Below are 20,719 nucleotides of genomic sequence, written 5' to 3'. Positions count from 1 at the left end.
GGCCTGTCATATGTTTTTCCTTACGGCAGGGATCCGCAATCCGCGTCAAAGAAAAACAGACTCTGCCCTTTTATTTATTCTGTCTGATTTATATTGACAGATTTAATATACGCAAAGTCTGTTTTTCTTTTATTTGAATCGTATTTCTGTTTTATTGATTCTTTTCAGATCAATCCTTTTCTTCCGAAGGTATTTTATACATCCAGATATGAGGGCATCCCTCCTCAAATCCGATCTCTCCATAGGGCTGATATCCCTGTTTTTCATAAAATTCCTTTGCTCTGACCTGCGCGTGAAGAACAACCCGGATTCCTCCCTTTTCCTTTACTGCCCTTTCCACCGCTTTCAGCAGTTCCGTTCCGATATCCCGCCCGCGGTATTCTTTCCTCACGGCAATTCTTCCTGCAATATAGTCGTTCTCTGTCTTATCATCTTTGAAAAAACGGCAGGTCCCCACCGGTTTATCACCGTCAAACGCAACAACATGCTCTGCATATGAGTCAATGTCATCCATTTCATTTTTAAATCCCTGCTCCTCAACAAAAACCTCTGTTCGGACCGCCGCCGCTTCCTCCGGCAGCGTGCTGTAAAACTTAATCTCCATATTCCCTCCCACAATAAAAGGCACTCAGGAATTAACCTTATAACACAGAATGTGCCGTACCTGCGGTTAACTCTGAATGCTTTCATAAGGCGCCTTACCCGGTGATAAAGCGCGGCAGATAATATTTTTCACCATTGTAACAACAGAGCAGCGAAAAGTCAATTTGAATTTACCTGTGGCATGCGATTGAAAAAAAGTCCGAAAATGTCAGAATACGAAGTAAGAATAAATCGTTTTCGGATAGCGGCTGCGGGAAATTTCAGCTCCGTTCCGCATAATAATTAAAACTACAAAACCCTGAGCACAGGCTAAAAGCAGGATTTTCAATGGAGCTGTTCGAACGGAACGTGAGTTTCCATTGAAAATCCTGTTTTTAGCCTGTATCCAGGGTTTTGTTGTTTTACTTATTCTGCGGAACAGAGATCAAAATCTCCCCAGCCGCTTCCCGAATACGATTTCTGTTTACTCTGTATCAAAGTATTTTCGGACCTTTATTCAGCCACATGCTACAGATAAATCCAAATCCGTCAGTTTATACTTCTCTCCACATATGTTGTATGCAGAATATGATGCGCTTTTTCACTTCCCGGCTCTCCCAGATATTCTTCATACAATTTCTTTATCGAAGGATTTTCATGGGATTTTCTCAGGGTCTTAGCTGCGTCGTTATCATACAGTGCCTTCGCGCGGATGGCTTTCACATCTTCAAAATTTCTCACATCCGCGTGCACCTGGGGCTGGCCGCCGCCGTTGACGCATCCGCCCGGACAGCACATGATCTCTACAAAATGATAATCTGCCTGGCCCGCACGGATTTTGTCCATGATTACTTTTGCGTTGCTTAAGCCGGAAGCCACGGCCACTTTTACATCCGTTCCTGCCACGTTATATGTGGCTTCCTTGATGCCTTCTGTTCCGCGCACTTCTGTAAACTCCACATTTTCAAGCGTTTCTCCGGTCAGTTTTTCCACTGCGGTACGAAGAGCTGCCTCCATAACGCCTCCGGTAGCGCCAAAGATCACGCCGGCTCCCGTGGACTCGCCCAGCGGATCGTCGAATCCTTCCTCCGGCAGAGCCCGGAAGTTGATGCCAACCTTACGGATCAGCCGTGCCAGCTCTCTTGTAGTGATAGAGATATCCACGTCCGGAACACCTGCGGCGTCCTGATCATCTCTTTGGATCTCAAATTTTTTCGCCGTACAGGGCATCACGCTGACACAGACGATATCCTTCGGATCAAGTCCCATCTTTTCAGCATAGTATGTTTTTGTCACTGCGCCGAACATCTGCTGGGGAGATTTACAGCTGGACAGGTGCGCCAGCTGATCCGGATAGTAATGTTCACAGTACTTGATCCATCCCGGAGAGCAGGAAGTTATCATGGGCAGTACCCCGCCGTTTTTCACCCGGCCGATAAACTCATTGGCTTCCTCAATAATTGTAAGATCGGCGCTGAAGTCTGTATCAAATACTTTGTCAAATCCGATCCGCCTCAGTGCGGCTGCCATCTTTCCTTCTACATCCGTTCCCATGGGGTATCCGAATTCTTCCCCGAGAGCTGCACGGACAGAGGGGGCAGGCTGCACAACGACATGTTTTGTTTCATCTGCGATTGCCGCCAGTACGTCATCCGTATTGTCTTTCTCATACAGGGCGCCTGTGGGACAGGCAGCAATACACTGTCCGCATCCGACGCAGCTGGTATCTCCCAGCCCCATTTCAAAGGCTGAGCCGATAAATGTGGCAAATCCTCTGTTATTCGGGCCGATCACTCCTACAGACTGTACCTTCTCGCACACTGCAGAACAGCGGCGGCAGAGAATACATTTGTTATTGTCCCTGACCATATGTACAGCGCTGGTATCGGGCTCATAGTGGGGCATTTCTCCTGCGAAATGATCTTCATCCTCCACGCCCAGTTCCTGGCAGAGCTCCTGCAGTTCACAGTGTCCGCTTCTGACGCAGGACAGGCATTTCTTGTCATGCACAGACAGAAGAAGTTCCAGCGTCCGTTTCCTCGATTCGATCAGTTTCTGCGTATTGGTCAGAACTTCCATGCCTTCCGATACAGGATAAACACAGGCAGCCACCAGATTTCTTGCGCCTTTTACCTCTACCACGCACATGCGGCAGGCGCCGATCTCGTTGATTTCTTTCAAATAGCACAGGGTGGGAATACGGATTCCCGCCGCATGTGCGGCTTCCAGGATTGTAGAGCCTGCCGGAGCAGTAACATTTAAGCCGTTAATTTTCAGATTGACATTTTCCATCTTCTCTACCCTCCTTATTCTTTATAAATCGCGCCGAATCTGCATTTTTCCATACAGGCGCCGCATTTCACGCATTTTTCAGGGTTAATCATATGAACTTCCCTTACGCTGCCGATGATCGCATCTGCCGGGCAGGTTCTCGCGCAGAGCGTACATCCCTTACATTTATCCGGATCAATCTTATAGTGAAGAAGCTCCTTACAGACGCCTGCCGGACATTTTTTATCCACGATATGCGCAATATATTCCTCTCTGAAATACCGCAGCGTGGAGAGCACGGGATTGGGAGCCGTCTGTCCAAGCGCACACAGAGAGCTGGTCTTCAGATGATTGCACAGCTCTTCCAGCCGGTCCAGATCTTCCATCTCTGCCTGTCCTTTTGTAATCTTTTCCAGGATTTCCAGCATACGCCTTGTTCCGATCCGGCAGGGCGTACATTTGCCGCAGGATTCGTCTACTGTGAACTCCAGGAAAAACTTGGCAATATCCACCATACAGGTGTCCTCGTCCATAATGATCAGGCCGCCGGAACCCATCATAGAACCGATGGCGATCAGATTATCGTAGTCTATGGGCACATCCAGATGTTCCGCCGGAATACATCCGCCGGAGGGGCCGCCGGTCTGGGCCGCCTTGAACTTTTTCCCGCCGGGAATGCCTCCGCCGATCTCTTCCACGATCTCCCGCAGTGTAGTTCCCATGGGGATCTCCACCAGACCGGTGTTGTTGATCTTTCCGCCCAGAGCGAATACTTTGGTTCCCTTGGACTTTTCTGTTCCCATAGATGCGAACCATTCCGGCCCGTTTACAATAATCTGGGGAATATTTGCAAATGTTTCTACGTTATTTAATATGGTCGGTTTCTGAAACAGACCTTTAAGCGCCGGGAACGGCGGGCGGGGTCTGGGCTCTCCTCTGCTGCCTTCAATGGATGTCATGAGAGCCGTCTCCTCGCCGCACACAAATGCACCTGCACCGAGTCTCAGTTCTATATCAAAATCAAATCCGCTTTCAAAAATATTTTGCCCGAGAAGGCCATATTCCCGCGCCTGGGCAATGGCAATCTCAAGACGTTTTACGGCAATGGGATATTCCGCACGCACGTAAATATATCCCTGGGACGCCCCGATCGCGTATCCGGCAATGGCCATAGCCTCCAGCACCGCATGGGGATCTCCCTCCAGAATCGAACGGTCCATAAATGCTCCCGGATCTCCCTCGTCCGCGTTGCAGCAGACATATTTCTGATCCGCCTCATTTGCCGCCGCGAATTTCCACTTCAGTCCGGTGGGGAAACCGGCGCCGCCTCTGCCTCTCAGACCGCTGTCCAGCAGGATCTGTATCACATCTTCCGGCTTTTTCTCCGTCAGCACAATGCCAAGAGCCTCATAGCCTCCGGTTCCTATATATTCCTCAATATCTTCCGGGTTGATCACACCGCAGTTGCGCAGGGCAACCCGGTGCTGTTTTTTATAAAAATTCGTCTCATTAAGAGGAGTGATCTTGTCTGTTTTTGTTGTCTCTTCATAGAGAAGGCGGGTCACAACTCTTCCTTTCAGAAGATGTTCCGCCACGATCTCCGGAATGTCGTCTTCCTGCACCATGGAATAAAAGGTTCCTTCCGGATATACGATCATAATCGGTCCCAGGGCGCACAGGCCGAAACAACCGGTCTTTACCACGCCGACTTCCTCGGAAAGTCCCTGAGCCGCAATCTCTTTTTCCAGTCTGTCAATAATTCTCTGGCTGCCGGAGGAGGTACATCCTGTTCCGCCGCAGACAAGTACATGTGAACGATACATATTCTTCCACCTCCTCTTTCTACTCGGCTTTTTCCTGAGCGGCGCTCAGCGTATACTTTGTCACCACCTGTCCGCCCAGCAGATGAAGCCGCAGCACTTCCAGCGCCTTCTCCGGAGTCATTTTCACATATGTCACCTTTTCTTTTCCCGGCGCCATCACTTCTACGATGGGCTCATACTGGCACAGGCCGATACAGCCGGTCTGGGTCACATTGATCTTATCGCTGAGACCCTGTTCCTGAACCGCATCGGAAAGCGCCGTAAGCACCGGTCTTGCTCCGCTGGCAATTCCGCAGGTAGCCATACCTACAACAACCCGGGTCTGCTTTTCGTTTTCGGCGCGGACGCCGACCCGTCCCTGCATCTTTGCCCTGATTGCACGTAATTCTTCGAGAGATTTCATAGCTTTCCTCCAATTCTGCTTTCAATTCTTCTGTCTCTTTCTGTTCATGTTTCCGATTGGTCTGTTCTTAACTTCCACTTTTTCATCTTTATTCATTATCTGAGATCTATATATCCGCTCCTTCGTCCGTGTCTGTTTTCCCCGACTCCAGATATTCCTTTATAAATGCAGACACTTCCGGTTCACGAAGAGATATCCCTTCTCCCAGAATCTCCCGGATCTCCCGGGTATCCAGGACAAAACACTTTTCTCCATATCTGTATGTATACCGGAAACGGATATGCCCGTTAAATACAATCAGCGTATGAATCACTGAACTGATATCCCCCAGCGGCATTCTGTCAATGTGAGACAGTCCGAATACCGCTTTTACTGTCGTTCCTTTTCCTTTTTCTGAATCAATCTGAAAGCTGCCTCCCGTACTCACCGCCGCCTGCCGGAAAAACGGGATTCCCAGTCCCACTTTCCGTGTGGTTCTTGTGGTGAAAAACGGATCTTCCGCATGAGCCGCTTCCTCCGCCGTCATGCCCCGCCCGTTGTCTCTGATCGTTACTGCCAGAATGTCCTGCGCAGGCTGTACGTCCACTTCAATTTCCACAAGAGAGGCCTGCGCCCGGATAGAATTCTCAGCTACATCCAGAATGTTCAGAGAGATCTCCGGCATCATGCGCTTACTCGTACTTTGCCAGAATTCCGTCCAGATCGTCCACTGTGAGGCGGCCGTAGACTTCGTCGTTAATCATCATAACCGGGGCAAGCCCGCAGGCTCCCACGCAACGGCAGGCGTCCAGAGAAAACTTACCGTCCGGCGTGCATTCTCCGCCTACAATGCCAAGCTTTTCCATCAGTGCATTGTAGATATCTCCCGAACCTTTGACATAGCACGCCGTGCCAAGACAGACAGAAATCCGGTATCTGCCTTTCGGATTCAGCGTAAACTGGGAATAAAACGTGGCGACGCCGTAAATTTTTTCCATAGGGATACCGGTTTCATCAGAAATGATCTTCTGCACTTCCATCGGAAGGTATCCATATATATCCTGTGCCTTCTGCAGAATCGGCATCAGGGCACCTTTTTCATTTTTCAGCTCGGAAATTACTTTCAAAAGCGCCTCTTCCTGTTCCTTTGTTCCGGAAAACGGAACGCTTCCTGTTTTAGCAGCCATTCTTCAACCTCCATTTCTCGCATATATTGGTGCTCATTACAACCATGATAGCATAGGGCATCACAAAATACTACCAGAATATTTGTGAAATTTTGTGAAAAATTTTAATCTTCCAGATTATTTCTTTTATTTTCGCAGTGCAGAATATACAATTTCCTGTTTCATTGCTTTTTTTATATGTAAATGTTATACTGAATGAAACTTTTGTGTGAATTCCGGCAGAATTCTGAGCGGCAGCTGTCAGCCGGCAGTTCACCGGCGATTACTTCTTTTTTATAAGATTTTATTTACAGGAGGGTTTATGACAATCAGAGAGATGCAGAAAATTCTGGACGCGCAGTTTCTGTACGGAGAGGAACTGGAGGATGTGGATGCGGAATTTGTCTTTTCCGCCGATATGATGAGCGATGTGCTCGCCTACTGCGGCAAATGTTCCGTCCTTATGACAGGTCTGTGCAATCCCCAGGTGGTCCGTACCGCCGAGATGCTGGACATTGTCTGTATTATCTTTGTCCGGGGAAAAATGCCGGACGAACACATGCTTGCCCTTGCCATGGAAAAAGGGATCGCGATCCTTGCAACCGAACACTATATGTTTACGGCATGCGGCCTGCTTTACGAACACGGACTCAGAGGAGGTGCTTAGATGGGCGATCAGCTGATATTCACCTACGACATAGACGGCAGCGACTTTACCCGCGCAGGTGAAGCCAGCAGTTCTGTCAAAAATAAATTGAAAATGCTGGGAGTAAACAGTGAAGTCATCCGGAGGGTGGCCATCGCCATGTACGAAGGCGAGATCAACATGGTCATCCACGCCGACGGCGGCCAGATCACAGTCACTGTTTCAGATGACGACATTGTCATAGTTCTCGCTGACAGAGGCCCCGGCATACCGGATATCGGGAAGGCTATGCAGGAAGGCTATTCCACGGCCAGACCGGAAGTCCGCTCCCTGGGCTTCGGCGCCGGAATGGGCCTTCCGAACATGAAGCGCTATACCGACCAGATGGAAATTGATACCGTCGTCGGGAAGGGCACTACCATTACCATGAAAGTAGCGTTTTAAAGGAGGTGCGTCATTGAACAAAGACAAATTTATCCGTTCTGTCCGACTGAAGGAATCTGCCTGTCAGGGATGCATCAACTGTATCAAGCACTGCCCTACACAGGCGATCCGGGTGCACAACGGAAAGGCGCACATCATAGATAAATTCTGCATTGACTGCGGGCGGTGCATCCGCTACTGTCCCCACCATGCGAAAATTGCTATCTATGATCCCCTTTCCGTAATCAATAATTTCAAATACACTGTCGCCCTTCCGGCCCCTTCTCTCTATGCGCAGTACAACAATCTGACCAGCACGGACATTGTACTTAACGCACTTCTGAAACTGGGATTCGATGACGTATACGAAGTAAGCGCAGCAGCAGAACTTGTATCGGAGGCTTCCAGGGAATACATAAAAACTCATGAAAAAGAAGCGCCCTTTATCAGCTCTGCCTGCCCTTCTGTCATCCGTCTGATCCGTGTGAAGTTTCCCGCCCTGCTCTCCCGGCTGCTTCCCATCAAAGCTCCGGTGGAAGTCGCGGCAGAAATTGCCCGGGCCAGGGCCATGAAAAAGACCGGACTGAAACCGGAGGAGATCGGTATTATCTTTATCTCTCCCTGTCCGTCCAAAGTCTCCTATGCAAAAGCGCCTCTGGGCATTGAAAAAAGCAATATTGACAATGTAGTGGCCATCAAGGATATCTATCCCCTGCTTCTGCCCCATATGAAGCACGACGAAAGTCAGCTTACACCGCTGTCCAACTCCGGCAGAATCGGAATCGGATGGAGCAGCGCCGGCGGAGAGGTAGGCGGACTCCTGGTGGACAACTATCTGGCGGGAGACGGAATCGTCAATATTCTCCGGGTTCTGGAAGAACTGGAGGACGAAAAGCTTCACGGACTGACCTTTGTCGAGTTAAGCGCCTGCACCGGCGGCTGCGTCGGCGGCACTCTCACCGTGGAAAATGAATATATTGCCGCCACAAAGACAAAGCGTCTCGCAAAATATCAGCCGGTGTCCAAAAACCACTTATCTGACAATCCGGAAATCGAAAGCATGTACTGGGCGGATGATGTGGACTACGAACCGGTCTTCCGTCTGGGCAATACATTCAAGGAAAGCCTGCGCATGATGAGCGAAGTAGAACAGCTCACCGCCCGGTTCCCGGGTCTGGACTGCGGTTCCTGCGGCGCTCCCACCTGCCAGACTCTGGCGGAAGACATTGTCCGGGGAGACGCCACGCCGAACGACTGTATCTATGTTCTCCGCTCCAATATCGCAGACCTTTCCCAAAAAATCCGGCATCTCACCCGGGAAAGAGAATCCGGGGACAGCATGCCTGAGGAAGACAAAGTTCTCCTTCGGAAATACATCAGCGAACTGACCACGGATCTGGCCTCCTTCGGGGTGCCGGAGAGACAGAAAAGAAAGGACTAGGTGATCCACATGAAACTGCAGACAATACTGAAACTGCCGGACTGCCGTGTTCTGTCGGAAGGCAGGCCGGAGCGGGAAGTCACCCGGGTCTTCTGCTGCGATCTTTTAAGCATCGCCATGAGCAGAGCCCCCTCTGACAGTGTATGGGTGACGGTAATGGGGAATAAAAATACAGTAGCCGTTGCCTCGCTCGCTGACGTAGCCTGTATCGTACTGGCAGAGGGCGTCTCCATGGACCGAGATTCTCTGGAGAAAGCGTCGGAAGAAGGGATTGCAGTTCTTTCCACAGAACTCCCTGTCTTTGACATGGCCCTGAATATTTACAGGGCGGGCATGGAATGATCCCTCTTTTTTATGACCTGCACATTCATTCCTGCCTTTCCCCATGCGGGGATGATGACATGACTCCGGCAAATCTGGTCGGGATGGCTGCGGTCAAGGGACTGGATGTCATTGCTCTGACGGACCACAACAGCTGCCGGAACTGTCCCGCTGCCCTCTATCACGGAAAAAACTACGGCGTCACTGTAATTCCGGGTATGGAACTGACCACTGCGGAGGAAGTCCATGTGATCTGTCTGTTTCCCACACTGGAAGGCGCACTGGCATTTGACGCCTATGTATATGAGCGTCTCCTTCCCGTTCCGAACCGGGAGGACATCTTCGGGAAGCAGCAGATCATGGATAAGAAAGACCAGGTGACAGGCACGGTAGAAAACCTGCTGATCAACGCCACTTCCATTTCCTTTGACAACGCCCTTCCTCTTGTGGAGTCTTTCGGAGGCATCGCCTACCCGGCTCACGTAGATAAATCTTCCACAAGCCTCCTTTCCAACCTGGGCTTTGTCCCTCCGGACAGCAGATTTTCCTGTGCTGAATTTCATGACTTCCGGAACCTCCACCGGATCCGCAGAGAGCATCCGTATTTTGAAAAATGCCATGTAATCTGCTGTTCCGACGCTCACTATCTGGAGGATATCCACGAACCGGAATACCAGATTCTGTCCGGCTCCCGGAAAATCAAAGATATTCTGAAAGCCCTTGCGCGGTGTGAATAATAGCAGCAGAATTTATGTTCACGCCGCGCTTTCTTTTTATCCGCGATTTATTCATGTCGTTCATAATTTTAAGAAATGTTACTAACAATCCCTTGCTTTGTCTATTTCTCCTGCTATAATAAGTTTGGAAATATTTCTTTGGCGGCTGTCCGGCGGGACGGCCTGCCTGATCATATTTTTTCTAAGGAAGGAGACTCATCTACATGATACATGTTACAGAAACTATCAAATATGTCGGAGTCAACGATCACCAGGTAGATCTTTTCGAAGGCCAGTATGTTGTGCCAAACGGAATGTCCTACAACTCCTACGTCATTGATGACGATAAGATCGCTGTTATGGATACTGTGGACATTCACTTCACTCACGAATGGCTGGACAATCTGGCAAATGTTCTGAACGGAAGAAAGCCGGATTATCTGATTATCCAGCACATGGAGCCGGACCATTCTGCAAATATTGAAAATTTCCTGAAGACCTATCCGGATACAACTGTTGTTGCCACAGCCAAAGCTTTTGCCATGATGGACTGTTTCTTCAGCCTGGATCCTGAGGTAAAGCGTCTGGTAGCTGAAAATGGCTCCACTTTATCTCTTGGAAGCCATGAGCTGACTTTTGTGTTTGCTCCGATGGTTCACTGGCCGGAAGTTATGATGACATATGACAGCACAGACAAAGTACTCTTCTCCGCAGACGGCTTCGGAAAGTTCGGCGCCCTGGATGTGGAGGAAGACTGGGATGACGAAGCCCGCCGCTATTATATCGGCATTGTCGGCAAATACGGCGCGCAGGTACAGGCTGTCCTTAAAAAGGCTGCCGGACTGGACATTCAGACCATCTGCCCGCTGCACGGCCCGGTACTGAAGGAAGATCTGGGACACTATGTCGGAAAATATGATGTCTGGTCCTCTTATACAGTAGAGTCAGAGGGAATTGTAATCGCATATACTTCCGTATATGGTAATACAAAGAAAGCCGTAGAAATGCTTGCCGAGCTGCTGAGGGCCAAAGGATGTCCGAAGGTGATTGTTCACGATCTGGCACGATGCGATATGTCACAGGCAGTTGCTGATGCTTTCCGCTACGGCAAACTGGTTCTTGCCACCACAACATATAACGCGGAAATCTTCCCGTTCATGAAACAGTTTATCGATCACCTGACAGAACGCAACTATCAGAAGCGCACCATCGGTCTGATCGAAAACGGTTCCTGGGCTCCTCTTGCCGCTAAGATTATGAAGGGCATGTTTGAAAAGTCCAAAGACATCACCTGGCTGAACACAACTGTAAAGATCAAATCTGCTGTCAGCGCGGAAAACAAAGATCAGCTTCAGGCAATGGCTGACGAGCTCTGCCAGGAGTATATCGCCCAGTCTCCGGAAGCTGCCAACAAGAATGATCTTACCGCTCTTTTCCGTATCGGATATGGTCTGTATGTGGTTACATCCAACGACGGAAAGAAGGACAACGGTCTGATTGTCAACACAGTAACACAGCTTACCGACACGCCGAACCGTGTAGCTGTGAATATCAACAAAGCCAACTACTCTCACCACATTATCAAGCAGACCGGTATTCTTAACGTGAACTGTCTGTCTGTAGACGCGCCGTTCAGCGTATTCGAGAGATTCGGATTCCAGAGCGGACGTACAGTGGACAAATTTGAGGGCATCACGCCGGTACGCTCGGACAACGGCCTGGTCATCCTGCCGAAATACATCAACGCTGCCATCTCTCTTAAGGTTGAGCAGTATGTTGACCTGGACACACACGGCATGTTTATCTGTTCCGTGACAGAGGCCCGCGTAATGAGTGATAAAGAGACAATGTCTTACACATATTATCAGAACAACGTAAAGCCGAAACCGGACACAGAAGGAAAGAAAGGCTTTGTCTGCAAGATCTGCGGATATATCTATGAAGGAGATGTACTTCCGGATGACTTCATCTGCCCGCTCTGCAAACACGGCGCAGCTGACTTTGAGCCGATCCAGTAATCCGGACCGGAGCAGCATCACCGGAAGTTCCAAAAGGCACATTCCGGGATTATAAGCGGTCGCCAAGGCCTCGGGCAGGCCCGGACTTTGGCTCGTCGCCAGTACAAAAAGAAAAGCGGATTCGGCTGTCCGCTTTCCCTCGATATAAAAACCGGAAACGGAAGAAAACAGAAAACTGCCGGAACCGCAGCGCATATCAGCGAACTGCGGTTCCGGCAGTTTTTTACCGAATATCTGCCTGATCAATAGATCTGCTCACAGATCTTCCAGCTTCTCAATTCTCTGCCGCACTTCTTTTACCCTTCCCGGGCTCTCCCCGCCGGAACCGATTCCGATTACCACATCATCCGTCAGCACAAGGGCCGGGAAAAAAAAGTCACAGAGCGTTTTATCGTCTGCCACATTCACCGGAATTCCCCTTTTTCTGCACTCCGCGTACACGGCTCGGTTTACTTCCCGGTCGTCTGTGGCGGCAATGGCAAACTCCATCCCGTCCAGATCGGAAGGACGGTATTCCCGAAGTAAAATTTTTATTTTTCCTCCTTCGGCAAAAAGAGCAATCTCCGGGCATACCTGAGGAGCAGCCGCATGAATATCCGCGCCGAACTTTACAAGGGCTTCAATCCGCCTCCGGGCGATCCGCCCTCCGCCCGCCACGAATATCTTCCGGTCTGTCAGGTCGATAAACATAGGAAAATATGGTCTTTCCATCTCACTCCTCCATCATATACAGCAGCGCATTGCAGATGCATGCCGCAATATTGCTGCCGCCTTTTCTCCCCCTTGCCACAATGCAGGGGACGTCCTTCAGATCCAGTATCATTTCCTTCGCCTGTACAACATTCACAAAGCCTACCGGCACCGCGATAATCAGCTTTGGTTGCAGCTTTCCTGCCTCGATCAGTTCGCAGAGTCTGACCAGAGCTGTGGGGGCATTTCCAATTGCAAAAATACCATTCAGCCCCATCTCTGCCACCTTGTCCATACTTGCACAGGCCCGGGTGGTCCCCCTCTCTGCTGCCATCCCGGCCACGTCCTCGTCTGACATAAAGCAGTATGCCTGACTCCCATACTGAGCCAGTTTCTTTTTATTGATTCCTGCTTTTCCCATCTGGGTGTCCGTCACTACCGGGGCGCCCTGCCGGAGCGCTTCCAGCGCCTTCTCCACGGCTCCCCGCGAAAATACCAGGTTGTCCGCATAGTCAAAATCCGCGCTGGTATGAATGCACCGTTTGACAATGGGTTCCGTGCCGGGCATCAGAACTTTACCCTTCTGCCTCAGTTCTTCCGTTATGATCTCAAAACTTCGCTTTTCAATATCCGCAGGCCGTACCTGCTCCAGTTTTTCATGCATAGTGCTATTTCCCACGTTCTAAATCTTTATTATCTTTATTCAAAAAATCACTTTCTACTTTGAAGTTCATCCACATGCTCTTTAATCACCACATCAATATATTTCTTCCACATTGGTGCATCTACCATGTCTCTGTTGGCTTCACATTTCAGAAGTAATGATTGTAATCTTTCCGGCGTAGCTTTTTCCGCTTTGAACAACGCTACAAAATATCTCCGGAACTGTTCCAATGTAAGTGGCACAATATCCAATCTCTGTTTCTCATCATCCTTTGTATACCAGATACCATGGCGAAAAGTTTCTGCAGTATTGGTATCAATTTTTATCGCAATAAACATCCCATATACAGGCTTGTCATATTTCAAAACAGCATCCGAAACATGACGCCGAACCGGTTCCCCTTCCATTGCTTCCTGTCGAGATGATGTTGACATTGTAACTTCTGTCAAAATAGTGAAATCCTTATACTCACAATATAAATCACCTTTTCCTCCTCCTGCTGCCGATACAGGCAGAAAATCCGAATCCAGGCGAAAACCCCGAACTTCATAAGGTTTATTAACCATATGATCAATCGCAAGTGCTGCTCTCCACAATACCCATTCAAGATATGCCGGTGTTTCATCTTTTGGCACTTCGATGGCATTATCCTCATCATAAACATGCTTCCCGCCGCCCTTGATAAGAAGTGACATGTAATCGGATATTTCCTGCCATTGTTTACACTGTTCTTCTGCATAAGCAATTTCATTCGTCTGAGCCAGTATGTTCTCCAATCGTTGTCTGGCTATATTAATTTCGACAGCATTAGTTAATGGGAGATCTGAAATATCGAATACTATATGACGTTCCCTCATATGCACCATCAGATCGTCCAATAAAATTTTCGCGATAAGAATATCGTCTGTAGGTAAAGGAGCTCCATTACAGAGTTTTTGGTACTCATTTATAATTGGCTCTGTACTTGCAGTAACTTTAGAAAGCTTCTCTGCAAGAATATGTTTTGAAGGAACAATTATAAGGCCTCTTCCTTTACGCTGAAGTACGCCTGAAATACGAAGATATCTCATATTCATATCGCTATAATCCAAGAAGTTATCGCTTTTCCTGTCATAATTTTCGCCTCTTTTGGCAATCTCTTTTTTATCAAACGATCGTTTTGCTGGTGCAAGTGCCCTCCTGCCTCTTAAATCAAGAATATTGTCAACAACTTCATTTAAATTATAACTTGGATTTGTTGTATGTCCCCATAGAGCAAATTCAATTCGACTGAGTTCAGAAGAGCCTGTTCTTCTTTCTAACTCCAACATAATTGCCAATATCCATCTTAACGGAGAAAAATAGCCTTTCCCACCCGGCATCGGAAACTGCTCCACACTCATCGCACGTAAATAGCATTCCTGAACAGCAGAATAAGTATCTGCTTTTAAAAATATTTTTCCAAACGGAGTAATGTCATCAATCCGTCCTAGTGCTTCCTGCTTTCCCTCTGCCTTTCTTACCTGAGGATAAATAAAACCATTTTTGGCAAACATTAGCCTCCATTTTCGGGCATGACTTCCGGATTCGTCTTTTCCACTTTCATTCTGAATTATGCCTTTTTCATTAAGCAGATTCATAAAACCAATTTCATTTTCTTTACCATGAAGATTTCCAATAAACGAAGATTTTGCAAAAACTGAAAATCCTTCCTGAATTCGATTGGGATTTCTTAAACCGGTATTTCCGACCAACCAGATATTAATTTTTTCGTTCATAATGCCCCTCTCTTATCAGAATCCAATAAATAAGTATTCCTGCACTTTATTCCGATTACTTTTCGCCCTACTTTGGTTGCCAAATGAATAAGTATAATTTATGGGAATCACTTCAACATGTTTTTTATATTTTGCCAAAATAGCTACCATTTCATCCTGTGCAGGCAAACTGTTTGAAGAATATGATACAATTAAAATACTGTCTTTAAACTTTTTAAACAGTAGGTCAAAAGCATCTGATGCTCCCTTTCGTGTTGAAAAAGGTGTTGGATAAGACTTGAATTTTTTTGTCAAGGTATTCTGCTGAATTTCTACACCTTTCCAATCACGGGCAAGGCCTTCTACAAAATGATAACGTCTGACATATTCATTATCAGATAGCGGTGAATAATATGGAGGATCTATATATACGAGATCAGGAGTCTCGACTTTTAATTCCATTGCATCTCCGTGCCTAGCTTTATTGGGCTTACCATTGTCAAATACCGCGTAATTTACAGCCTGTACTGCTTCTAAAAAATGCTGTTCCAATGATTTCTTTAAATCTTTTCTACCGTCATTATACCGGTTTCCGGTATAGGTAAAGATCCCTCTGGGACGTTTTTTAGTACATGCACGAATCAAGGCTGTCATGGCGATAGCATGCCTATATGGATCTTTGATTGATGCTATATTCATTCTTAAAATATCAATCAGATCATTTTCCTCATCTGTATAATATAAGCCCTGAAATGTATCAGCCACAAAGTGATCCGATTCTTTCCGCGGTATCAAAAGCTTTTCTGCTTCATCCATAGATAAAGTAATTCCATTATTTTCAATCATTGCTTTTGCAAATGTCGCAGACATAGCCATATAATCATTACTTACTACCGTTTTCCCCTGAGCTTTAAACATATATCCCACAATGCCCGATCCGGCAAATAAGTCTACTACTGTATCAAACTGAAATTGTGATGCAACGGCCCAAATTTCAGAAAGCAATTTGCTTTTAGAACCCATAAATCTTGTAGATGGATATTTATATACCTGTTCAGGTAATATTTCTGGAACAAACTTAAACATCGCCTTGCCTTTGGGAAGTGCTGTAACAATTACATCTTCTCCTTTTCGATTACTGCCACTGCAGGATATATATCGTTTTGTCTGAATCACTTCAATGCTAAAAGGCTTATATAATTCATGCACAAGCGGATGATTAGAATTTGTTAAAATTACATAACATCCCATTTCATGCAGACGTAAGACTTCTTTAGCTAATTCCACATGGTCTTCTTCATAAAACTGTTCTTTTGTATATCTCTTAAAATCAGAATATTCCGAAACAGGCAGATAAGGCGGATCTAAAAATATAAAATCCCCCGGCCTGGCATACTCTTTCAATACTGACAGATAATCGCCACAAATTATATTTGCTTTCCGTAATACATTTGATGCCGCATACAAGGCCTCTACATCACAAAACTTTGGAGCCTTATATTTTCCAAATGGAACATTGAACTGTCCTTTTTTATTCACACGATATAGTCCGTTAAAGCATGTCTTGTTAAGATAAATCATCCTGGCTGCGGCTTCAGCCTTCGGCAATTCCTGCCATTCCAAAGCACGCACACGGTAAAACATCTCCTGTGTATTCTCATATTTCTGCAAATAAGAAATTACTGCATCGACGTTATCTGCAACTTGCTTATACATATTGATCAATTCCGGATTACTATCTGCAATAACTGCATCCTCAGGATTTAATGCAAAGAACATTGCTCCGCCGCCGATAAATGGCTCAATATATCTACCGTACGAAACCGGTACTTTCGGCAATAATTCTCCTAACATCTGTGTCTTTCCACCTGCCCACTTTAATATGGGTTTCGCCTGCAGGCATTTTTTCTTTTCAATTATTAATTCCGCTGCGCTGTTTCCTTTCATCACGACTCAATCTCCGTTATCTCCATAATATCACTTATATCACATTTTAAAGCTGTACAAATTTTTACCAACACATCTGTAGTAACATTTTCATTCTTTCCTAACTTAGCCACAGATGCATGACTAATACCAGCAGCAACACATAAATCTTTCTTTTTCATATCCCTGTCTATTAATAACTTCCATAATTTCTTATAACTAATTGACATTTTGCACCTCTTACATTCCATACCAGTGAACATCAGTTCTTTTATCAACTTTATTAAGTATACCTTAAGAATTCAGCAAAAGCAACTTAAAATTCATCATTTGCTGAATTCCAGAAGATAAACCGAGCACGGATATTTTTCCACCGCAAAAGTTCTAAATCACATATTTATTTATATAATACGAAGATATATTCATGAGACAACATCAAAAAATCTTTCTTCTTTTCTTTCCAGTATTCTGTAGATCTACAATTATGCTGCTGTTTGATAATAATCTCTTTTAATTGAAAACCTGTTCCAATAAAAACATTCATAGTATCCATTCCTAATGGCCGAACAGAACCTTTTTCTCGTATATCTCCAATCATAAATGCACAAATCGACTTATTTTTTAAAATCCTATATGCCTCTTGTGCCACATCTTTCATTGCAAAAAGAAATTCTTCATAATGTAGATGTGATACATCCTCAACAATATCGGAACTATATTCGATTATATTGGCATATGGTGGATGTGTACAAATCATATCTATACTATTGTCTTTAAGAAATGATAAATCTCTTGCGTTTCCCTGTTGTATAAAAATCTGGGATTTTAAATTATTTGAAAAATTCAGATTTGAATTAGATAATTTAATGGATTCGGGATTAATATCTATACCAATAGCATTTCTGCCCAGAAGTTTTGCCTCAATCAGTGTTGTTCCACTTCCCAGGAACTGATCTAATATCCAATCATTTTCTTTCGTATACCTTAAAATTAAATTTCTTGGAACATAAGGAGTCCAATTCCCCCTATATTTACCTGAATGTGTGGCCCATTTCCCTCTATCCGGGAAGGACCATATCGTCGTTTCCTCTAATTTGAAATTTTCAGGTTTTTCTCTTATAAAAATCATTCCCTTCTTTATATGATTTTACCATTATAACCTACAAGCAAATCGCCGTCTATTAAATCTATATAAAATATTACCCCTATTCCAACATATCTTCTTCATGGTAATTAATATCTATATATCTTCATTTCACCCTCCGGGCAATCCCGCAGACCACCCGGTCTGCCCGGGCCGCCTCCGCCGCCAGCTCTGTACAAATCCGTCCCACAGCCTCTCTGTACTCCCGGTCAGAAGCGTCTATGGGGACAAGACCGCAGCCGATCTCATCCCACACAAGAACAATTTCTCCCTGCCGTTCCAGAATCAGATCCGTCAGTTCTTCTTTTTCCCGTCCCGCTTCCAGCCAGCGCCGGATAAACAGATGAAAACGGTTCATTCCCTGAAATGTATGGATCTCATCCAGGGAACAGATCCCTCCGTCCGTCCAGGAGAGTCCGGGATACTCTGCCGACGCCCAGGCGTATTTTCCCTGAAATGCCCCGCCTGTTACCAGCTTCAGTTCCTGTCCTCCTCTGACGCCGCAGGGAATGCCATAGACCACCTCCGTCACCTGGTCCGCTGTCTCTGCCAGAGTCCGGTTGATCTCTCCCAGGATCCTTTTATACTCTGTCATCTCGTCTGTTTCCCCTCCGTTCTCCGAAGGAACTTCCGAAAACACCTCATTGGTCACCACCACTACAGCGGCGCAGCTGTCCTTAAGCATCCGGACTCCCTCCGTCACCGCATGTGCCGTATTTTCGCCTGCCCCTTCCGGCTCATACATCTCATTGGCTGTCAGATTGGACAGACACTCCAGCAGAACGCAGGCGTTCTCAGGCAGGAGATTCTCCCGGATTTTTCCTGCAATATCCGTATACCATTCCAGCGTCTGAAATCCCCTTGTCTCCCTCATCTTCCTGTGACGTTCTATTTTTCTGAGCGTCTCTTCTCCCCGGGGGATCATGGCGGCAATATAGAAAAGAGGAAGTTTCGTGCCGGCTTTTCTGCTCAGTATCCGGTGGATCCGGCAGATGTGTTCCTCCGCGTAGGCAGACTTTCCGCTGCCGCTTCCTCCTGTAACCAGTTCCAGCATGTTTTCCTTCCTCCTTTGTCCTTATCCATTTGTTTATTTGCTTACATCCGCATACCGGTATTCCAGACCTCCGGTGGCCGGGTTCCGGGTAATACCGGTAATATCCGGATTCACCAGATTTACGCCCTTCATGGCATAAAGGGGAAGGATGTAAAACTGCTCTCCCACCGCATACTGTTCCGCCTGGTGCAGCAGCTCCGAGCGCTTCGCAGGATCTGTCTCGGAATCAGACCGGGCCACCAGGCTGTCGTACTCTGCGTCCCGGATGCCGCTGCAGTTGTACGTACTGTTTGACAGAAGCATGGACAGGTAGGTATAAGGATCGGCAAAGTCTGCCGTCCAGTTCATTCTGCACAGGTCAAAGTCTCCTGCATGGCGACTGCTGTAGTTCATCTGCAGTTCCTGGGCCTCCAGTTCTATGTCAATATTCAGGTTCTCTTTTAACTGTTCTTTCAGAACCTGGGCCGTATCTGAGTCCATTTCCAGAGAGGGATAACGGTATGTCAGCACCGGAAAGCCCTCGCCGTCGGGATAGCCAGCCTGGGCCAGAAGCTCCCGGGCCCGGCTTACATTTTCCTCAAAAGGCTGCTCTGCGCCGTCCGTAAAATATTCCCCTGTGTTCTTATCTTTCATATATTTGGCCACCAGATTGTACGTCGGTTCCGTATCCTCTCCCACAATCCTGCAGAGTTCTTCCCGGTTTACCGCCAGATTGATGGCCTCCCGCACCCGCACGTCGCCGAGGGGTTCTACATTCAGATTGAAATAAATATACCGGGTAGCGATCTGTTCCGTCAGATAAAGATCCTCTTTTCCCTCATACAGTTCCATCACTGTGGAAGAAAGGGATGTGGCCACATCCACCTCCCCGGCTTCGTAGGCGCTGGCCATAGTCTGGGTATCGGCGTAAAACCGGAAGGTGATCCGGTCCAGATTTACCGCGTCGGCATTCCAGTAATTTTCGTTTTTCTCCAGAACAAAATACTGATCCGGTACATACTCCTTCAGGAAAAAGGGCCCGTTGGAAAGGCTGGTCTCAGGATTTTTGTCCCAGCCGCTGTCCGCAGAGTCCGCGTACGTCCGGCAGGAGGGCATATATACAGGAAGACGCAGCAGATCCAGGAAATACACACAGGCCTCATCCAGCCGGAAGATGAGCGTATAATCATCCGGCGTCTCCACCCCCAGACTGTCCATGTCCGCCTCTCCATTGTATATCCCTTCCGCATTTTCAATGGGGAAAAGGTATACCGCGTATCCGCTGCCGGAAGCCGGGTCCAGGGCCCGTTCTATGGTATTGCGGAAATCTCCGGAGGTAACCGGCGTTCCGTCGGACCAGAGGGCGTCTTCCCGCAGATGGAAGGTCCATACCCGGTTGTCCTCACTTACCTCATAGGACTCGGCAGCCCGGTACTCTACTTCACCGTTCTCATCAAAAGTGAGCAGTTCATCCATTGCGGCCGGGGCATAGGAAAGCCAGCTCAGGGCAATGGAGCCTGCCGGGTCCAGGGTTCCCGTGTCACTGCTGATGGCGATGGTAATCTCCTTCTCTCCGTCCGCGCTTTCGCCGCTGTCCTGTAAACAGCCGGTCAGCAGCCCCGCCGTCAGCGCCGCAGTCAGAAGAACCGCCCACAACCGGGGCAGGGTCCTTTTTGTATTCTTCCGTGTTCTCCTTCTTTTACTCATGTCGTTTCTCCTTTTTCAGACTCGCACATC

20 protein-coding genes are annotated in these 20,719 nt (G+C 47.3%); 6 read left to right on the top strand and 14 right to left on the bottom strand.

Annotated features, from left to right (window positions below; genetic code table 11):
* Positions 1-169 precede the first annotated feature (169 nt).
* From AC0QUU_RS07335 to AC0QUU_RS07310, 6 genes are all read right to left on the bottom strand, one after another.
* The gene (locus AC0QUU_RS07335; RefSeq protein ID WP_474545476.1) at positions 170-604 is read right to left on the bottom strand and encodes a GNAT family N-acetyltransferase; all 435 of its coding nucleotides are present in this window, start codon (positions 602-604) and stop codon (positions 170-172) included.
* 527 nt (positions 605-1,131) lie between these two features.
* The gene (locus tag AC0QUU_RS07330) at positions 1,132-2,874 is read right to left on the bottom strand and encodes an NADH-dependent [FeFe] hydrogenase, group A6 (RefSeq protein WP_474545475.1); all 1,743 of its coding nucleotides are present in this window, start codon (positions 2,872-2,874) and stop codon (positions 1,132-1,134) included.
* Positions 2,875-2,888: 14 nt separating this feature from the next.
* A complete protein-coding gene (nuoF, locus tag AC0QUU_RS07325) occupies positions 2,889-4,676 on the bottom strand; it encodes an NADH-quinone oxidoreductase subunit NuoF (RefSeq protein ID WP_474545474.1) in 1,788 nt (595 codons plus the stop codon).
* A 19-nt stretch (positions 4,677-4,695) separates the two neighbouring features.
* A complete protein-coding gene (locus tag AC0QUU_RS07320) occupies positions 4,696-5,079 on the bottom strand; it encodes a (2Fe-2S) ferredoxin domain-containing protein (RefSeq protein WP_474545473.1) in 384 nt (127 codons plus the stop codon).
* Between the two features lie 106 nt (positions 5,080-5,185).
* On the bottom strand, positions 5,186-5,746 hold the full coding sequence (locus AC0QUU_RS07315) for an ATP-binding protein (protein WP_474545472.1): 561 nt from the start codon (positions 5,744-5,746) through the stop codon (positions 5,186-5,188).
* Positions 5,747-5,750: 4 nt separating this feature from the next.
* On the bottom strand, positions 5,751-6,245 hold the full coding sequence (locus AC0QUU_RS07310) for an NADH-quinone oxidoreductase subunit NuoE family protein (RefSeq protein WP_474545471.1): 495 nt from the start codon (positions 6,243-6,245) through the stop codon (positions 5,751-5,753).
* A 301-nt stretch (positions 6,246-6,546) separates the two neighbouring features.
* On the opposite strand from AC0QUU_RS07310, the gene AC0QUU_RS07305 reads away from it, so the two are divergent.
* The 6 genes from AC0QUU_RS07305 (at position 6,547) to AC0QUU_RS07280 (ending at position 11,789) form a co-directional block, all read left to right on the top strand.
* Positions 6,547-6,891, top strand: a complete 345-nt coding sequence (locus tag AC0QUU_RS07305) for a DRTGG domain-containing protein (RefSeq protein WP_474545470.1) — start codon at positions 6,547-6,549, stop codon at positions 6,889-6,891.
* A complete protein-coding gene (locus AC0QUU_RS07300) occupies positions 6,892-7,314 on the top strand; it encodes an ATP-binding protein (protein WP_474545469.1) in 423 nt (140 codons plus the stop codon).
* Positions 7,315-7,327: 13 nt separating this feature from the next.
* Complete coding sequence (locus AC0QUU_RS07295; protein ID WP_474545468.1) at positions 7,328-8,734, top strand: [Fe-Fe] hydrogenase large subunit C-terminal domain-containing protein; 1,407 nt, start codon at positions 7,328-7,330, stop codon at positions 8,732-8,734.
* A 9-nt stretch (positions 8,735-8,743) separates the two neighbouring features.
* Positions 8,744-9,076 carry a DRTGG domain-containing protein gene (locus tag AC0QUU_RS07290; protein ID WP_474545467.1) on the top strand — a complete coding sequence of 111 codons (333 nt, stop codon included), beginning with the start codon at positions 8,744-8,746 and terminating at the stop codon, positions 9,074-9,076.
* On the top strand, positions 9,073-9,792 hold the full coding sequence (locus AC0QUU_RS07285; protein ID WP_474545466.1) for a PHP domain-containing protein: 720 nt from the start codon (positions 9,073-9,075) through the stop codon (positions 9,790-9,792). Before AC0QUU_RS07290 ends, AC0QUU_RS07285 begins: the two co-directional genes overlap by 4 nt.
* A gap of 206 nt (positions 9,793-9,998) precedes the next feature.
* Complete coding sequence (locus AC0QUU_RS07280; protein ID WP_474545536.1) at positions 9,999-11,789, top strand: flavin reductase; 1,791 nt, start codon at positions 9,999-10,001, stop codon at positions 11,787-11,789.
* A gap of 255 nt (positions 11,790-12,044) precedes the next feature.
* Here AC0QUU_RS07280 and AC0QUU_RS07275 read toward each other — a convergent pair whose 3' ends face one another.
* From AC0QUU_RS07275 to AC0QUU_RS07240, 8 genes are all read right to left on the bottom strand, one after another.
* On the bottom strand, positions 12,045-12,500 hold the full coding sequence (locus AC0QUU_RS07275) for a precorrin-2 dehydrogenase/sirohydrochlorin ferrochelatase family protein (RefSeq protein WP_474545465.1): 456 nt from the start codon (positions 12,498-12,500) through the stop codon (positions 12,045-12,047).
* Position 12,501: 1 nt separating this feature from the next.
* Positions 12,502-13,143, bottom strand: a complete 642-nt coding sequence (locus tag AC0QUU_RS07270) for a precorrin-8X methylmutase (RefSeq protein ID WP_474545464.1) — start codon at positions 13,141-13,143, stop codon at positions 12,502-12,504.
* 47 nt (positions 13,144-13,190) lie between these two features.
* On the bottom strand, positions 13,191-14,900 hold the full coding sequence (locus tag AC0QUU_RS07265) for an AlwI family type II restriction endonuclease (RefSeq protein WP_474545463.1): 1,710 nt from the start codon (positions 14,898-14,900) through the stop codon (positions 13,191-13,193).
* A 15-nt stretch (positions 14,901-14,915) separates the two neighbouring features.
* The gene (locus AC0QUU_RS07260) at positions 14,916-16,826 is read right to left on the bottom strand and encodes a Dam family site-specific DNA-(adenine-N6)-methyltransferase (protein WP_474545462.1); all 1,911 of its coding nucleotides are present in this window, start codon (positions 16,824-16,826) and stop codon (positions 14,916-14,918) included.
* A complete protein-coding gene (locus AC0QUU_RS07255; RefSeq protein ID WP_474545461.1) occupies positions 16,826-17,035 on the bottom strand; it encodes a helix-turn-helix domain-containing protein in 210 nt (69 codons plus the stop codon). The genes AC0QUU_RS07260 and AC0QUU_RS07255 overlap by 1 nt, the downstream gene beginning before the upstream one ends.
* Before the next feature lie 167 nt (positions 17,036-17,202).
* The gene (locus AC0QUU_RS07250; RefSeq protein ID WP_474545460.1) at positions 17,203-17,934 is read right to left on the bottom strand and encodes a TRM11 family SAM-dependent methyltransferase; all 732 of its coding nucleotides are present in this window, start codon (positions 17,932-17,934) and stop codon (positions 17,203-17,205) included.
* Positions 17,935-18,055: 121 nt separating this feature from the next.
* Positions 18,056-19,003, bottom strand: coding sequence for a bifunctional adenosylcobinamide kinase/adenosylcobinamide-phosphate guanylyltransferase (locus AC0QUU_RS07245; RefSeq protein ID WP_474545459.1), 948 nt, complete (start codon positions 19,001-19,003; stop codon positions 18,056-18,058).
* A 33-nt stretch (positions 19,004-19,036) separates the two neighbouring features.
* Entirely contained in the window at positions 19,037-20,689 is a 1,653-nt protein-coding gene (locus AC0QUU_RS07240) for a peptide ABC transporter substrate-binding protein (protein ID WP_474545458.1), read from the bottom strand.
* Positions 20,690-20,719 lie beyond the last annotated feature (30 nt).

The organism is Mediterraneibacter sp. HA8405, assembly GCF_056148955.1.
Note: the sequence above shows the minus strand (reverse complement) of the source record. Positions and strands in the feature narration are given on the sequence as shown.